General features: G+C 64.8%; 20 protein-coding genes. 10 read left to right on the top strand and 10 right to left on the bottom strand.

All coding sequences use genetic code 11. The annotated features are described in order from the left end of the window. Positions 1-28: 28 nt before the first annotated feature. The 3 genes from WC729_RS20760 (at position 29) to WC729_RS20750 (ending at position 2792) form a co-directional block, all read left to right on the top strand. Positions 29-544 (top strand): MarR family winged helix-turn-helix transcriptional regulator, encoded by a 516-nt coding sequence (locus WC729_RS20760; RefSeq protein ID WP_372856328.1) that lies wholly within the window; start codon positions 29-31, stop codon positions 542-544. Between the two features lie 146 nt (positions 545-690). Then, positions 691-1146, top strand: coding sequence for a D-Ala-D-Ala carboxypeptidase family metallohydrolase (locus WC729_RS20755; protein WP_372856327.1), 456 nt, complete (start codon positions 691-693; stop codon positions 1144-1146). A 146-nt stretch (positions 1147-1292) separates the two neighbouring features. Beyond that, positions 1293-2792, top strand: coding sequence for a tyrosinase family protein (locus WC729_RS20750; protein WP_372856326.1), 1500 nt, complete (start codon positions 1293-1295; stop codon positions 2790-2792). A 108-nt stretch (positions 2793-2900) separates the two neighbouring features. Here the strand turns inward: WC729_RS20750 and WC729_RS20745 are convergent, their stop codons facing one another. Continuing rightward, on the bottom strand, positions 2901-3485 hold the full coding sequence (locus tag WC729_RS20745; RefSeq protein ID WP_372856325.1) for an outer membrane protein: 585 nt from the start codon (positions 3483-3485) through the stop codon (positions 2901-2903). 176 nt (positions 3486-3661) lie between these two features. Between WC729_RS20745 and WC729_RS20740 the strand changes: the two genes are divergently transcribed. Together WC729_RS20740 and WC729_RS20735 are read left to right on the top strand one after the other, a co-directional pair. Then, entirely contained in the window at positions 3662-4069 is a 408-nt protein-coding gene (locus tag WC729_RS20740) for a VOC family protein (RefSeq protein WP_372856324.1), read from the top strand. A gap of 86 nt (positions 4070-4155) precedes the next feature. Then, positions 4156-4578, top strand: a complete 423-nt coding sequence (locus tag WC729_RS20735; RefSeq protein WP_372856323.1) for a nuclear transport factor 2 family protein — start codon at positions 4156-4158, stop codon at positions 4576-4578. A gap of 6 nt (positions 4579-4584) precedes the next feature. Here WC729_RS20735 and WC729_RS20730 read toward each other — a convergent pair whose 3' ends face one another. Next, positions 4585-5013 (bottom strand): VOC family protein, encoded by a 429-nt coding sequence (locus tag WC729_RS20730; RefSeq protein ID WP_372856322.1) that lies wholly within the window; start codon positions 5011-5013, stop codon positions 4585-4587. Positions 5014-5100: 87 nt separating this feature from the next. On the opposite strand from WC729_RS20730, the gene WC729_RS20725 reads away from it, so the two are divergent. After that, entirely contained in the window at positions 5101-5553 is a 453-nt protein-coding gene (locus WC729_RS20725; protein WP_372856321.1) for a hypothetical protein, read from the top strand. Here WC729_RS20725 and WC729_RS20720 read toward each other — a convergent pair. Continuing rightward, entirely contained in the window at positions 5550-6242 is a 693-nt protein-coding gene (locus tag WC729_RS20720) for a peptidoglycan-binding protein (RefSeq protein WP_372856320.1), read from the bottom strand. The two genes, WC729_RS20725 and WC729_RS20720, sit on opposite strands and share 4 nt — an antisense overlap. On the opposite strand from WC729_RS20720, the gene WC729_RS20715 reads away from it, so the two are divergent. After that, positions 6222-7010 carry a 2'-5' RNA ligase family protein gene (locus tag WC729_RS20715; protein ID WP_372856319.1) on the top strand — a complete coding sequence of 263 codons (789 nt, stop codon included), beginning with the start codon at positions 6222-6224 and terminating at the stop codon, positions 7008-7010. The genes WC729_RS20720 and WC729_RS20715 overlap by 21 nt on opposite strands. Here WC729_RS20715 and ung read toward each other — a convergent pair. From ung to WC729_RS20685, 6 genes are all read right to left on the bottom strand, one after another. Continuing rightward, complete coding sequence (ung, locus tag WC729_RS20710) at positions 6900-7601, bottom strand: uracil-DNA glycosylase (RefSeq protein WP_372856318.1); 702 nt, start codon at positions 7599-7601, stop codon at positions 6900-6902. The two genes, WC729_RS20715 and ung, sit on opposite strands and share 111 nt — an antisense overlap. 32 nt (positions 7602-7633) lie before the next feature. Next, entirely contained in the window at positions 7634-8317 is a 684-nt protein-coding gene (gene nth / locus WC729_RS20705) for an endonuclease III (protein ID WP_372856317.1), read from the bottom strand. A 52-nt stretch (positions 8318-8369) separates the two neighbouring features. Further along, on the bottom strand, positions 8370-8678 hold the full coding sequence (locus WC729_RS20700; RefSeq protein ID WP_372856316.1) for an alkylphosphonate utilization protein: 309 nt from the start codon (positions 8676-8678) through the stop codon (positions 8370-8372). A 3-nt stretch (positions 8679-8681) separates the two neighbouring features. After that, positions 8682-8810 (bottom strand): hypothetical protein, encoded by a 129-nt coding sequence (locus WC729_RS20695; RefSeq protein ID WP_372856315.1) that lies wholly within the window; start codon positions 8808-8810, stop codon positions 8682-8684. Between the two features lie 506 nt (positions 8811-9316). Further along, a complete protein-coding gene (locus tag WC729_RS20690) occupies positions 9317-10357 on the bottom strand; it encodes a GGDEF domain-containing protein (protein ID WP_372856314.1) in 1041 nt (346 codons plus the stop codon). A gap of 128 nt (positions 10358-10485) precedes the next feature. Next, entirely contained in the window at positions 10486-11571 is a 1086-nt protein-coding gene (locus WC729_RS20685; RefSeq protein WP_372856313.1) for a phospholipase A, read from the bottom strand. A gap of 88 nt (positions 11572-11659) precedes the next feature. On the opposite strand from WC729_RS20685, the gene hisN reads away from it, so the two are divergent. Further along, on the top strand, positions 11660-12442 hold the full coding sequence (hisN, locus tag WC729_RS20680) for a histidinol-phosphatase (protein ID WP_372856312.1): 783 nt from the start codon (positions 11660-11662) through the stop codon (positions 12440-12442). Positions 12443-12451: 9 nt separating this feature from the next. On the opposite strand, the gene WC729_RS20675 is transcribed toward hisN, so the two are convergent. Continuing rightward, the gene (locus WC729_RS20675; protein ID WP_372856311.1) at positions 12452-14629 is read right to left on the bottom strand and encodes an AsmA family protein; all 2178 of its coding nucleotides are present in this window, start codon (positions 14627-14629) and stop codon (positions 12452-12454) included. A gap of 157 nt (positions 14630-14786) precedes the next feature. Here WC729_RS20675 and rpmI point away from each other — a divergent pair, with 157 nt between their 5' ends. Together rpmI and rplT are read left to right on the top strand one after the other, a co-directional pair. Further along, positions 14787-14990, top strand: a complete 204-nt coding sequence (gene rpmI, locus WC729_RS20670; protein ID WP_272623764.1) for a 50S ribosomal protein L35 — start codon at positions 14787-14789, stop codon at positions 14988-14990. Positions 14991-15007: 17 nt separating this feature from the next. Continuing rightward, positions 15008-15373, top strand: a complete 366-nt coding sequence (gene rplT / locus WC729_RS20665) for a 50S ribosomal protein L20 (protein ID WP_272623763.1) — start codon at positions 15008-15010, stop codon at positions 15371-15373. The last annotated feature ends 17 nt before the right edge of the window (positions 15374-15390 follow it).

Below are 15390 nucleotides of genomic sequence, written 5' to 3'. Positions count from 1 at the left end.
TTGATATCGACATATCCTGGAGGCGTGCATGGCGGGATCGACGAGCGAAGGCACGGTGCAGGCCGGCGATGTGGTGGATCAGCTGCTGCGGGACTGGCGGCGCGAGCGACCCGATCTCGACGCTGCGCCCATGGCGGTGGTCGGGCGCATCCTGCATCTCGCCAGCCGGCTCGAGGCAAGGGCGAACGAGGCGCTGAAAGCGGCCGGGCTCAGCTATACCGACCTGGACGTGCTGGCGACCTTGCGGCGCTCCGGGTCGCCCTGGCGCCTCACGCCGACGGTGCTGCGCCGCTCGGTCCTGCTCACCTCGGGCGCGATGACTGCCTGTCTCGATCGCCTCGAGGCACGCGGCCTGCTCACCCGCGCGCCGGAGGTGGGGGACCGGCGCGCGCTGGCGGCAATGCTCACCGATCGCGGCCGCGACCTTGCTGACAGGGCGATCGGCCTGCGCTTCGCCGAGGCGGGGGAGGCGGTGGCCGCCCTCAGCCCGCGGGAACGCGACCAGCTCGCCGGTCTGCTCCGCAAGCTCGGCCTCGGCCTCTAGGCTGCGCGTCGATTCAACTAGCGCCATATCCGCTGCATCAAGCGGATTGGATGGCGCGGGAACGGTGTAAAAGCGCGTGCGCGAATATCGCGAAACTCGAGGCTATCCGCACAGACGATCCCATCGCGGATCAGGAGGAAAGCAAGATGGCACGCACCAGACTGACCGATCATTTCTTCCTCGACGAATTTCTCGTGTCGGACACCGCCGAGAAGTTCGGCATCGCCAACACGCCGACCAAGGAGCATCTCGCCAATATCGAGAAACTCCTCGCGCCGGGCCTCGAAAAGGCGCGCGAACTCCTCGATGGCCGGGCCATCGTCATCACTTCGGCCTATCGCAATCCGAAGATCAACAAGATCGTCGGCGGTACGCCCACCTCGGCGCATCCCAAGGGCTTTGCCGCCGATATCCGTGTGGCCGGCCTCACCCATTTCCAGGTGGCGCGCACCCTGGCGGCGAGCAAGCTGAAATTCGATCAGCTCATCCTCGAGATCAGCCGCAACATCGTCCACCTCTCCTTCGATCCGCGGCTGCGCGGCCAGGTGAAGACTCAGGCCGGGGGGCCGGGCACCCAGATCGTCGACGGCCTGCCCGGATAGGCTTGGAAGGCGCCAGATCGGCGGCGGTTCCGCTATCGGGCCGGGCAAATTCTGCAGCAAGACGTCGCGGCAGCAAGCCCGGGATGGCGCATCGAGTCGGTTCCGCAGGCTTGCACGAAAAAGACCAGTGTCGAGGGGGCAGGATCATGGACAACAGCAGCGCGAACGGGCCGGTGCAGAACCCGACCTATATGGCCGATATCCGCCAGTTCTTCACGGATATCGACATCGCTCATATGGGGCCGAAGGGCATCGACCTTTCCACCTATGACGGGGTGAAGGCCAACGCGCCGACCATCTATATCCACACCCGCCAGCCCGATGGCGACATGCCGCCCGATCCCCTGCCGAAATGGACGGCGGACATGTCGCAGACCTTCCTCAACTGGATCATGAACGGTTATCCAATGGGCTCGGCCGTCGCCGCCGAGGCGCTGATGCTGAAGGCCGCGGCGCCCGCGGTCGGCCGGCTGCGCAAGAATGTCAGCACCTTGAGCCCGGACGAGGTCACCGCGCTCACCAACGCCTTCAAGGGCCTGCTGGCGAAGGACCCGGCCGATCCGGGCGGCTATTGCGCGCTTGCCAGCATCCACGGCCTGCCCGCCCCGACCTATTGCCTGCACCATGAACCGCGCTTCAACCCGTGGCACCGCGAATATCTGCGCGTGTTCGAGGATGCGCTGCGCTCGGTCCCCGGCTGCGCCGACGTCACCTTGCCCTATTGGGACATGTCGATGCCGGTACCGGCGCTGTTCAAGCAGCCGCCGTTCGATTCCTATGTGGTGCCGGTCAATCTCGGCGCGCGCTACGGCACCAACTACCAGACCTCGCGCTATGACGATGCGAAGATCGCGACCTTGCTGAAGCGCTATGATTTCGCCGGCAACACCGCGACATCGTTGCAGCAATCGACGTTCGGCCATTACGGCGTGGACGGCTATCAGGACACGTCGATCGCCGCGCATGACGGCGGGCATCTCGCGATCGGCCCGACCATGGCGGACCAGAACATCGCCTCGTTCGATCCGATCTTCTGGTTCTTCCACTGCAATCTCGATCGCATGTGGTGGAAATGGCAGACCCTGGTGAGCGGAACGACCCTGGCCGGGTTCAAGTCGACGATGAGCACGTCGGACCAATATTGGCTGTCGGCCCCGTTCAGCGCGCTGCCCCCGTCGCCGCCGCTGACCGCGACTGCCGACCAGACGATCGCGCAAACCGATATCGGCTATGACACGCTGGATGTTGCGGGCGCGGCCGGTCCGGCGCTCATGTTCGAGAACAAGGTCGGCAGCCTCGATGCGCTGCGCAGCTTCACGATCAAGAGCTCGGCGCCGGTGTCGGTGCGGGTCAAGGACATCAACCGGCTCAACATCCCGGGCTCGTTCCAGGTCGATCTGCTTGCCGATGGCGAGCCGATCGCGACGCGCGCCTTTTTCCAGCCGGCGACGCCGAACGACTGCGCCAATTGTCGCGATCACGGCCTGATCAACGTCAATTTCCGCGTCGACCAGGCCGAGATCCTCGATCGCAAGCTCACCGTCGAGATCCATGTTCCCTCGCAGGAGGAGGCGGGCACCTCCTTCCCGCTGTCGCAGGCCGGCAATCCGACGATCAACGCGCGGCTCCTGCTCCAGGACGAATAGGGGCTTGATTCAATCGCCGCGCCCACTCGGCTAGGGAGAGGGCGCGGCGCATGAAAAAGGGGCGCCCGTTGCCGGACGCCCCTTCCTTTTTCACGATGCGCCTGAGGATCAGAAGCGCAGGCCGACACCCGCGGCGACGTGGCGACGCTGCAGGTTGAAGCCGAAATACTCGCCGTAATCGCCGTAATTGCCCTCGACGAAGCCGTAGAAATGCTTGCCGAAGTTCACGTCCACGCCGATCGCGCCCTGGACACCGCCCTTGCTGTCCGATCCGGTGCCGATGCTGGAATCGACGCTGAACTTGATGTTCGCATAGCCGGCCTTGGCATAGATCAGGACGGTCGGCGACACGATGACGCCGATACGGCCGCCAACGCCGAGATTGCCGTCTTCCTTGAGGCAATCCGCGCCGTCGCACAGCTTGACGCTCGAGAATTCATAGGTCGCGTACGGGCCGACCACGACCTTGTTGCCGACCTTGAGGTCGAAGCCGATTTCGCCGCCATAGGAGACCGCGCTGCCGAGCTTGTAGATATCGCCGTCGCCGCTCACGGTCGGCGTCTCGTAACCGAGGCGCGCCTCGACGCGGACGCCATCGAAACCCTGCTCGGTCGCCGGCTCGGCGTCCTGCGCGGCGGCCATGCCGGGCACGCATGCGAGAAGAGCGGCGCAAAGCGCCAGAGTGATTTTCATGAATTTCCCCCAATAGTTATGGGCGACAGCCGCCCAGGAATTCCCCGGTCCCATCCCTTCCACGGGATCGGGGTGCGTCGCGGTAGGAAGCCGGTGACTCCGGGTCCAGCGAAATATTTTTGCTCCGGATTGGAGGCACTCTCGGTACCGCGCGCTGTCCGCGCTAAGCGACGGGCATGCGCCAGTCCCTCGCCCATATCGCCCTTGTCGTCCGCGATTATGACGAGGCGCTTGCTTTCTATGTCGGCACGCTCGGCTTCACCCTGGTCGAGGACAGCTACCAACCGGCACAGGACAAGCGCTGGGTCGTCATCGCCCCACCCGGCTCGGACCCCGGCGCTACCTCGATCCTCCTCGCCCGCGCCGCGACGGCGGAACAAGCCGCCTTTGTCGGCGACCAGGCGGGCGGGCGCGTCTTCCTGTTCCTCGCCACCGACGATTTCGCCCGCGATCACGCCGCCATGGTCGACAAGGGCGTGGTGTTCGTGCGCGAGCCCAAGGTCGAACCCTATGGCACCGTCGCGGTGTTCCGGGATCTCTACGGCAATCTGTGGGATCTCATCGAGTTCGCCGCCCGGTCCTGATCCGCGGAAAATCCCACCAAATCCGTTCCAATTCCGCAACATGGCAGCGACGATCCTGTCTAGTCCCGCGCGGACGGGGAATAATGATGAGCGACGCGCCCACCACTGCCGACCGCCTGCTCTATGCCTATGAGCAGTGGCATGAGACCAAAGGTCAAAGCGCCCATCTCTTCCTCGAGCTGCTCGCCGACGATGTGCGGTTGCGCTCGGTCCTCAACCCGCCCGAACTCCATCCGCTGGCCGATGCCCGTATCGGCATCGAACGGGCGCGCGACTATCTGACCTCGCTGACCATTGCGATGGAGCTGATCGACCATCCGACGCACCAGCTGATCGTCGATGGCGACACGATCGTCTGGGTCGGCAGCTGCCGCTGGCGCGATCGCAAGACAGGGCGCGAGATCGCAACGCCCAAGGTCGACATCTGGCACTTCAAGGGCGGGAAATGCGTCAGCCTGATGGAGATGTACGACACGCTCGGCTTCGCCCGCCTCAACGGGCTGGTCTGACCGGGCTCAGATCCACCCCGGCGCGTGGACCAGCTCCAGCTTCATCCCGTCGGGATCCTCGAAGAACACGGCATAGTAGTCGCCCCAATATTCGGGATAATGCGCCGGCGGATCGAGTATCTTGATCCCACGCTCCACCAGCAGATCATGCAACCGGTCGACATCCTCGCGACTCTCCGCCCGCCAGGCGAGATGGTGCAGCCCCGGCGCGTAGCGCTCGTGCGTGTAGGAAGCGAGCGAGGAGTCGCATGCCCGTAGTCCCAATGAGGCGCCGCGCCCGTCCGGGGCCATGTCCCATTCGCAGCCCAGGGGCTCGTCCTTGACGCAGCGATAGCCCAGATATTCCAGCACCGGGCCGTACACGGCCCTGGATGCGGCAAGGTCACGCACGTTCAGGTCGATATGGTGGAATCCGCCGCGATGACTCTCTGTCATGTCTCTCTCCTTGACGATCATGGGCATGAACCATCGACGCGCATCGGCGTTCAATCGCCGTGCGGGCGGGCTAGTTGGAGAAGATCGATGCGCCTCGCGCCAACCCTGGCCGCCGCCCTGCTGCCCGCCGCCGCTTTCGCCCAGACCGTGGCGCCACCGTCGGGTGTCGGCGTCGATCGCGTCACCCTGCATCCCGGCGAGACCAGGGCCTTCACCCTCGCGCCGGGGCAGGCGCATCAGCTGCTGGTCGCGACAGACCCGGCGCATCCCGCAGCCAGGGCGATCACCGTGCATTATGAAGTCACCGGCGGCACCTCGCGCATCACGGCCATCAGCCGCACCGGCACGACCCTCGGCTTCACCGTCCTCGCCGATCCGGATGGCGATGGCGGCTTCAAGCCGGCGGGCGACATCGCGAACCTGCCTGGCAACGGTACCCCGGTCTCGCGCGACTGGCCGGGCGATCTCGGCACGATCAATATCGGCGATTTCGTCGGCGGTCCGCACGGCGACCGTCCGCACCAGCCCTCGGGCGACTAGAGCAGAACCTTCTTGGCCCGGGCGAGGTGGATCTTCGCGTCGTCCAGCCCGTTGCTCCCGCCATTGACCAGCTTGCGCACCTTCACCAGATCGTCCGCGTCGGCTGCGGGGTTGATCTTGCGCGAGGTCCAGTAGAGGCAGGCAAGGCGCGCCGACATGCCGGGATCGGCGGCCAGTTCCGGCATGGTCAGCAGCGGCACGCCGGTTTCGCCTTCACGCGCCGTATAATTGTTCCGTCCGGTCAGCTGGATCAGCCCGCGCCCGCGGAAATCCCATCCGTCGCCGCTCGCCGGCGGGCCATTGCCCATGCGGTTGCTGTACACCTTCAGCGCCAGCGCCTCGGGATTGTTGACATAGCCCTTGGTCGATTTCTCGGTTGGAAAGGTCGTCGGCCAGACCGCCATGAGTCCGACGGCAGTATAGCTCAGATTCTCGACGAGATATTTGTAGCCCTGTGTTTCCGTCGCGGTCTGCGCGAGGAAATGCGCCAACCGCAGCTCGGTGACGATGCCGGCATCCTTCAGACTGGTGGTGCACCCCGTGCCGATCGCCAGCCCGGTATCGCCCAACTCGCGCCGCGCCATATAGTTGAACAACGCGGCATAGGTGTTCTTGCCCAGCCCGCCGTCGACCGGCTTGTGGTAATATCCGGCATCGGCCAGCCGCTGTTGCAGTCGCTTGACGTCCATCCCCACCCCCATGGTTTCGGCATCGTCGCCGATTGGCCGGCGAAGTCAATTCACCGCGAGTCGCTGACTCGACTTGCTGGACGCAATATGGAACAAAAAAGGAACATTGTTGAATCGATTCGGACTCCCGCCATGCTGCGCAGATATTGCGATCGCCTCCTGTTCCTGCTGCGCCCGCCTACGCCGGTGGCGCAGCATATCGATGCCGAATGCCGCATCCTCGATCTCGGGAAACGGGTTCGGACCGACTATCTCCACATCACGCTCTGCAAGCTGGATTTTCTCCCACGTCTGCCATTTTGGGCGGTGCCACTGATGCAGGAAATCGGCGCGTCGGTCGCTGCTCCGCCCTTTCGGATCGCGGTGGATCGCATGACGGGTGGCCCCGACTCGGTGATGTTGCGTCCGAGCGAAAGAATCGCGGCCTTGTTCGATCTACAGGCGCGTCTTGCCGCGGCCATTGGCCGGGTCGATCGGTTGCGCGGGCACCCCTACCGATTCAATCCGCACATCACCCTCTTCCATCGAAAAGGGGAGCCGTTCGAATGGCAGGTCGATCCGATAAGCTGGCAGGTGGAGGATCTGCTGCTGGTGCACAGCAGGGTCGGCCTGACGGAACATATCATCCTCGATCGCTGGCCGCTGGTCGGCGGCCTGTCAGGTCAGGGCCGGCAGCGCCCAGTCGATCGGCTTCTGCCCTTGGCTCTCCAGGAACGCGTTGGCCTTGGAGAAATGCCGGCAACCGAAAAAGCCGTTATGCGCCGATAGCGGGGAAGGATGGGCGGCCTTCAGCACCAGGTGCCGGCCGCCGCGATCCACGCTGTCGACGAACGCTGCCTTTTTCTGGGCGTAGCTGCCCCACAGCATGAACACGACCGGCTCGGGCTTCGCATTGACCAGGCGGATGACCGCGTCGGTGAATTTCTCCCATCCCCGGTCGCGGTGCGACGCGGCCATGCCCATCTGCACGGTCAGCACGGAATTCAGCAGCAGCACGCCCTGCTTCGCCCAATGCTCCAGGAAACCATGGCGCGCGGGCTGGATGCCGAGGTCGCTCGCCATTTCCTTGTACATGTTGACCAGGCTCGGCGGCGGCCGGACGCCGGGCTGCACCGAGAAGCACAGGCCATGCGCCTGTCCCTCGCCATGATAGGGGTCTTGCCCAAGGATCACGACGCGAACATCCTCCAGCGCGGTCAGGTCGAGCGCGCGGAACCATTCATTGCCCTTGGGGAAGATGCGTTTGCCCGCTGCCTTTTCCGCCACGAGATAGGCCTTGAGCGCTGCCATATAGGGGCTGTCGAACTCGGGCCGGAGCGGTTCGAGCCAGCTCGGATGGAGTTTGACGGCGTCGCTCATGGGCCCGGCATGTCCGAAGCTGGCCGCACCTGTCAATCGCCTGCTGAGGGGCAGTCGGCTGCGAGCGGGCAGGCGCCGCAATCTGGCGTATCGAACCGGCAGATCCTCTGCCCCAGCCGCTTCATGCCGAAATGCAGCATCAGGAAATCATCGCCGCGCCAGCCCGGCATGGCCGAGGTGACGGCTTCGCTCGCCGCGCGCGCATCAGCGCTTGCCGGCACGAACCCCAGGCGGTGGAGCACGCGCAACACATGGCTGTCGACGATCAGAACCGGCCGTCCGAGTGTGCTGGCGTTGAGCGTCGACGCGGCGACCTTGCGCCCGACGCCGGGCAATTGCTCGAGCCAGGCGAGCGCGGTGTCGAGCGACAATGTCGCGAGAAAATCCAGGCAGAAGTCCGGCCGCCCGTGCCGGATCTGGCGCAAGGCCGCGACCAGCCATTCTGCCTTGGCCCGGGCGAAGGTTACGTCGGCGATCACCGCTTCGATCGCCCATGGCTCAGCCGCGGCGATTCCGCTGGCCGATCCGAAACGCATGCCCAGTCGGTGATAGGCGGCAAGCGATACGGCGTCGCGCGTCCGGCCGCTGATCAGCGATTTCACGAGCTGCCCGATCGGCTTGCGCCGCGTGGTCAGGTCGATACCGCACAGCAAGGGCACGAGTTCGGCGCGCCATCGCGCAATGTCACCAGCCACGAAATCGAAGCTCCGTTGCATGGCGGGCAGCGTAGAACAAATTGAGAACAAAGAAAAGGTCGCGGGCCAGGCCCTAGCGTTTGCGCACGAACTCCGCGCGCAGGACCAGGCCCTTGATGCCCTCATAGCGACAGTCGATTTCCTGCGGATCGCCGGTCAGCCGGATCGACTTGATCAGCGTGCCGCGCTTCAGCGTCTGGCCAGCACCCTTGACGGTCAGGTCCTTGATCAAGGTCACCTGATCGCCGTCGGCAAGCAGGTTGCCCACCGAATCGCGCACCTCGACCGCGTCGGCGCTGGTTGCGTTGGCCTGAGCCTCGGCCGCGCTGATCCATTCGCCGCTGGCTTCGTCATAGACGAAGTCGTCGTCGTCACCGGCCATGGGTCAGCTCTTGATCGTGGTCATTTCGACGGCCTTGCCCTTGCTCGAAGGGTTCGAGGCGTTCGCCTTGGGGGCTTTTTCCGCCTTGGGCTTGCGGACTTCCTTGTTCGATTTTTTCTGGCTCTTGGCCATGGCGGCGGTTCCTTCGCGGGCGGATGCCCTGTGGGGACGCTACACGCTTCGCACCCGCTACGCCCGCATTATCGCTGCGGGCGGCGGGGCGGGGACTTCAGCCGATCGCGCCGACGGCGGCGTACTGGCCGAGGATGATGAGGGCGGTCGTCGCGAAGGACGCGAAACCGATAACGAAGGAGCGAGTCATTTTAGGGTCTTTCTCTGGGTCTGCGTCCCGGTTCAGACGACCGGGACGACGGGGACGGCAGCGCTGACCATCAGCGCGGTGAACAGCAGCGCACCGAAGAAGGAGAGCGCGAGGTTCTGGACATTGTGAAAACGGACCGACATTGTTTCATTCCCTGATCTTGGCGATCCGGACCATCCGGCCGCCGATGCCAGGGTGATTGCAGAGAGCGTGCCAAACTCGCAACACATTGAAATTGCTTGATCTGTGAGATCAGGCATCGAGCGAATGGCAAAAATGACAGGGAAGACTTGGGATTTTACGCCATTATTTGGCGTCAGCTATGGGCCGTCTGCACCTGGTTTCGGCCGGCATGCTTTGCGGCATAGAGCAGCCGGTCGGCGCGGGCGAAAGCAGTGCCCAGTATTTCCTCGCACGACGCTTCGGTCAGGCCTGCGGAGAAAGTGACGGCGCCTAGCGGTTCGTCCGATTCGCGCAGCCGGTATCTCTTGGCCGCGACCGTGCCGCGGGCTTCCTCGAGCGTCGCCCGCGCCACCTGAAGCCCGACGCCGGAGAACAGCACCGCGAATTCCTCGCCGCCATAGCGCGCAACCAGATGGCCATCGCACGCCTTGATCAGCGCTTCGCCGATCGCCTTCAGCACCCGGTCGCCGACCGCATGGCCGAACCGGTCGTTGACCATCTTGAAGTGATCGACATCGCACACCGCGACACATAGCCGCGCGCCGGTCGCTGCCTGTTCGGCATAGGCTTCCTCGAAAGCGCGTCGGTTGGGCAGGTCGGTCAATGGGTCGCGCCGCGCATTGTCGCGTGCTTCCTCCAGCTTGGCGCGCAATTCGGTCGCCTCGTGAGTCGCTTCTTCCAGCTTGGTCTCGGCGCTGCGCACGCGGCCGAGCATCACGCCGGTCAGGCGCACGACCTCGTCGATGCCGACCGTGTCGCGCGATTCGCGAATCGCATCGGCGCTCGCGGCAAGATCGCGTCCGAAATCCTGGGTCTCGGCGCGGATCGCGTGCATCATGTCGGTAAAACCATCGACCTGCATCTGGGTCTGCGCGACCAGGCCATCGGCTTTCTTCGCTGCATTCTCGGGCGATGCGGCGACGGCCAGGGTCCCGATCTCCCCGCCAAGCGCTTCGATATCGCGGCTCGACAGACGGATGCCGCCATCGGTCAGCGAGGCGACCGCCTGGGCCAGCGGGCCCGTTTCGTCGCTGCACACGCGATAGGCAAAGGCATAATGGCGCGGATCGGGGCTCAACCGGTGCTCGGCAAGGAAATGGCCGATACGGTTGAACAGCTGGGCGCTATTGTCCTCCACCATCGCCAACCGTGCCGCGCCTGTTCCCGCCCTCACCTTGTGTCCGCCTCCCCGAGTCGACGCACAAGCGCATCGAGCTCAATCACGGCGGCGAGGGTTAGACCGGAACTGCTAATATCCGGTGACCGCAGCATTCAGATAGGCCAGCAATGCTGTAGTTTTACTTAGCGGGTGAAGGCGATGCCGATCCGCGCATGCGTATCGCGGCGGTTATAGTCGCTCAGCGCCTCGCCATATCCGGTAAAAGCCTGACCGAAGAGGTAGATATGCGGCAAATCGTCCGAAATGGAGGCAAGCGGATACGAAAGATATGCTTCGGCTGCACCTTTGCCCGTGCCCGGATTGCCGCGCCCCGTCACTGAGAGCTTGATGCCGTCTTTCTGCCCGATAGATGCGGTGAGCGCGCTATAGCCCCAATAACGGTCGAGATCGGGCGCGGCGCCCTGATGCCCGACATAGAACCATGCCTGGGGTACCACCTGCAGCGTCCAGCCGTCGCCCAGTCGGAAATCCTTGGCGGCGCGCACGAAGAGGCGATTGACGTCGATCGAGCCGCCCACGCCCAGCCCGTTCGAATCGTGCCGATAGCCGGCACCCAGCGTCGTCGTCGGGTCGATCGGCACGTCGACATAGACTTCCGGACTGTAATTGGTCGCGCGGAACGGGCCGGAAGGCTGGCCGAGCGCCCAGAACATCGTGTGGGTATAGGCGAAGTTGAGATGGGGTCCGTCCTCCCGGCCCAGCGCGCGGAAAGCGAAGCTGAATTGCAGCTTGGCGCCCGCGTCGCCCGTTCCCGCCACGCCGTAAATGGGTTCGTGCGGGCGGAAGCGATCCAGGAAGCCGCTCGACGATCCCGATGAATCCGTGACGACCTGTTCGGCCGCCGCGACCTGGACCGGGGGCGAAGCGGGTGCGGCCGTTTCCGCGCCCTGGGCGGTCTCGACGGGACGGGCCGGCGCTGCCGCGGCAAGCCGGTAATGCAGCTTGGCGAAGGTGCCGGGCTGCACGGTCAGCACCGCATCGGGCGTGATGATCAGCCGCAACCGGGATCCGTCCCTGGCGACGGTCTCGATCTCGGCCGGGCCTTCGGCGGGCACTGCTGCCGTGCCCTCGTTGAGCAGGAACACCTCGACGCCCTGCCGGGCGGCCTCGGCCGAGGCGACCGGCTCGACCAGCGGGCGGAGCTGAGCGGCGGCGGGGGCGGCGAGGAGCAAAGTCGTCGCGGCGGCGGGGATCGTCAGGATGCGCATCGGCAAAGTGTTGCCAGCGGTTTGTTACGGACGCGAGTCCGAACTGATCGGGCTGGCGCGGCGCGGGTCGCCCGGCTAGGCGGTACCCATGCGCGTTACCGATGCAGAGATCGCCTTTGCCGAAACCTTGGCCGGCCTCGCCGGGGAGGCGATCCGGCCCTATTTCCGCAACAGCCATGGGCTCGAGGCGAAGGAAGACGCCTCGCCCGTCACCCTCGCCGATCGCGCCGCCGAGGCAGCGATGCGCGCGGCGATCGAGGCGCGTTTCCCCGACGATGCGATCATCGGCGAGGAATATGGCGTGCGCGAGGGGACCAGCGGCCGCGCCTGGGTGCTCGATCCGATCGACGGCACCCGCGCCTTCATCTCAGGCCGCCCGATCTTCGGCACCCTGATCGCGCTGGTCGCCGAGGGTTGGCCGGTGCTCGGCGTGATCGACCAGCCGATCCTGCGCGAGCGCTGGCTCGGGGTGATCGGCCGCCCGACCCTGTTCAACGGCAAGCCCGCCGCCACGCGCAGCTGCCCCGAACTGTCGAAGGCGCTGCTTGCGACAACCTCGCCCGCCCTGTTCGGCGACGACCAGCTTCATGCCTTTGAGCATCTCGATGCCGCGGTGATGAGCACGGTGCTGGGCGGCGACTGCTATAATTATGCCTGCCTCGCCTCGGGCTGGCTCGATATCGTCGTCGAGGACGGATTGAAGCTGCACGATTTCGCCGCGCTGGTCCCCGTCGTGGAAGGCGCGGGCGGGCGGATGTGCGATTGGGCGGGCGATCCGCTCACGGCCGACAGCATCGGCGAAGTGGTCGCTGCGGGCGATCCCGCCCGGATCGAGGATATCCTGGAAGCGCTCGCCTGCCGGGGGCACTGAGCGACCGGGTCAGAAGACTCCCAGGAATTTCTTGCGCTGCTCCTTGCGCTCGCCCGACGTCTTCTTGCCGTCCTCCGCCTTCGCCGTCGTGCCGTGTCCGACATCGTCACGCGGCTCCCCCATTGTGGTGCGTTGCGCCCGGGCGGTCGCGCCCGACAGCACCGGCCCGCACGCCGCGCTCTTGGCATCGCCGACATCGACAAAGGCGAGGATGCCCGCGATCGGGCTCGCCACCAGCGTCAGGCCAAGCCCGGCACCCGCCCTGGTGAGCAATTGCGGGCTGATCACATCGATGCCGGGCTTGGCGAAATAGCCGTTCAGCCCAACCGGCGACTGGCCCGAGATCAGGCTGAACTTCTTGCCGTCTGCGCGCAGGGCCAGGTCGAGCGATTCGTTGCGGAAGCTGAAGCCGCCACGCCCCAGGATCACATTCTTCTTCGTGTCGATCAGGATCGGGTCGGCCGCCGCGATGCCGCGCCGCACGGTGAAGGCGATCAGCCCGCAATTGATCTGCACCGGCTCCTTCAATTTCCCCTCGAACATCTTCTGCACGAAGGTGCCGATATCGAGCTCGGACAACTGCACGTTGCGCGTCCAGAAGCTGCCGGCCGGAATGATGATCGCGATCCGCCCGTTGGAGGTCGACAGCGATTCATGCACGGTATCGCCGTCGCCGGTCAGCTGGATCCGCGCCTTCACCGTACCGCTCGTGCCGGCTTCGTCCACGCCGTAGCCCGCGAGCAGCACGCCCATCGGCGTCGGCGACAGGCGGATGTCGTAATCGGTATGCACCACCCGCTGGCGCGCATTGATCTTGATGTCGGACGACACATGCCCGCGCGCCATGTCGAAAGTCAGCGGCGACAGAGTAATCAGGCTGTTGTCGAGCCCGAGCGTCAGGTCGATGTTCGACACCGGTACGCTTTTCGCCCGCAGCGATCGTACCTTGTACTGAACGGCGGCATCGAAATTGCGCAGCGACTCGACGCGCAGGGTCGCATTGGGCAGCAGCCGCGGCGCACCGCCGACCTGCTTGATCACGCCCGCCTTGCCCCGCGCCGCGACCTCGTCCGGATTATAGCCGATGAACGGCGCGACATCGACGATGTCCAGCGTTCGGGTCGCCAGAGTCGCCGTGATCTTCAGCCGGGGCTCGAGCATCGCCACGGTCAGCGTGCCGCCGATATCGCTGTCGCCGAAATGGCCCTTCAGCCCCGTGAAGCGATACTCGTCGCCGACCTTGGTCAGCGCCGAATCGAGCCGATAGGACCGTGTCTCTGGCACCGCCACGCCGATGATGCTGAACAGATCGGCGATGTTCGTGCCCCGCGCGGTGACCTTCAGGTTCGCGCCCTCGATGCGTGTCGGCGCGTCGAGCGTGCCCGAAACATCGATCGCCGTCCGCGCCGCCTTGATGTGCATTTCGAGCTGGTTCTTGCCGTTGGTCACCGTCGCGTTGGGCGTCAGCATTGCGCCATAGAGCGTGAAGGGCGTCGTCCGCTCCATGCCCTTCCCGGTGAACTGGATCGTATTCTCGAACCGCGTGTCGCTCGCCTTGATCGTCTGGAAGGCGAGATCGACCGACAATTGCAGTCTGGGATCGACATAGCGCAAGGTCGTCCCCGAGACGGTCGCCCGGCGGATCAGCGGCATCTCGAACGGTTTCCCCTTGCCCTCGCTGAAGGTCCAGGTGTTGCTTTTGCGGTCCTTGCTCCATTCCAGGTCGATCGCGCCATCGAGCATGTCGAGCCACCGGATCCGGCGATTGCCGAAGATCAGCGGGAAGGTGGCGATTCTTGTATCGATTCGTTTCGCCTCGAACAGATTGGGCTTGGATGCCCATGCCGGGTTGGAGATCGTCATCCCCTCGGCGACGAAGTGGATATTGATCGGATCGAAATAGAGCTGGAAGTCGCCCGGCACCTTCACCGCACGATGAGTCATGGCAGCGACGGTCCGCTCGAACGGATGCTTCAGGAAACGGCCCTTGGTGATGTACAGGATCAGCCAGGCAAGGAAGATCGTGCCGATAATGCCCAGCACGACGTTCCGCGCGATTCGCCATGGTTTCGACAGCCGGCGCCCGGTACTTGGCGTCTCCGTCGCCGATTCGGCGCCGACGGGCTGCTCTTCTGCCGGATCGGCGGCCTTTTCTTGCGGAGGAACGGTTTTAGGCGGAAAATCCATCCCACCCCAACCGTTCGCACACACGGCAAGTTCCAAATGGTTGCATTCCGCGGGGCTTGCCGCTATGCGCCCGCCTTTCCGCGAGTAAGAGGAACTGCCCGGCCGGTATGGGCTGCCGTGGCCGTTCATAGATCGTCGCGAATATGAGGAGACGAAAATGCCCAAACTCAAGACGAAGAGCGGCGTGAAGAAGCGCTTCACGCTCACTGCCACCGGAAAGCTGAAGCACGGCGTCGCCGGCAAGCGCCACCGCCTGATCAGCCACAACGGCAAGTATATCCGCCAGAACCGCGGCACCTCGGTCCTGTCCAAGGCTGACACCGCAACCGTGAAGGCCTGGGCGCCTTACGGTCTGAGCTGAACTGGAGGATATAGAGAATGGCACGCGTAAAACGGGGTGTAACCACCCGCGCAAAGCATAACCGGATCCTCGATCAGGCGAAGGGCTATTACGGCCGTCGCAAGAACACGATCCGCATCGCCCGTCAGGCCGTCGAAAAGGCAGGCCAGTACGCCTATCGTGACCGCAAGGTGAAGAAGCGCTCGTTCCGGGCGCTCTGGATCCAGCGCATCAACGCGGCTGTCCGCGTCGAGGGTCTCACCTATGGCACGTTCATGCATGGCCTGAAGCTCGCCGGCGTCGAACTCGACCGGAAGGTCCTGGCCGACATCGCGATGCACGAAGGCGCGGCATTTAGCGCCATCATCGCGCAGGCGAAGGCGGCTCTGCCCCAGGCCGCCTGAGCGACCTGTAGCGACCG

This window comes from Sphingomonas sp., from assembly GCF_041661825.1.
In the GTDB taxonomy this organism is placed as follows: domain Bacteria; phylum Pseudomonadota; class Alphaproteobacteria; order Sphingomonadales; family Sphingomonadaceae; genus Sphingomonas.
Note: the sequence above shows the minus strand (reverse complement) of the source record. Positions and strands in the feature narration are given on the sequence as shown.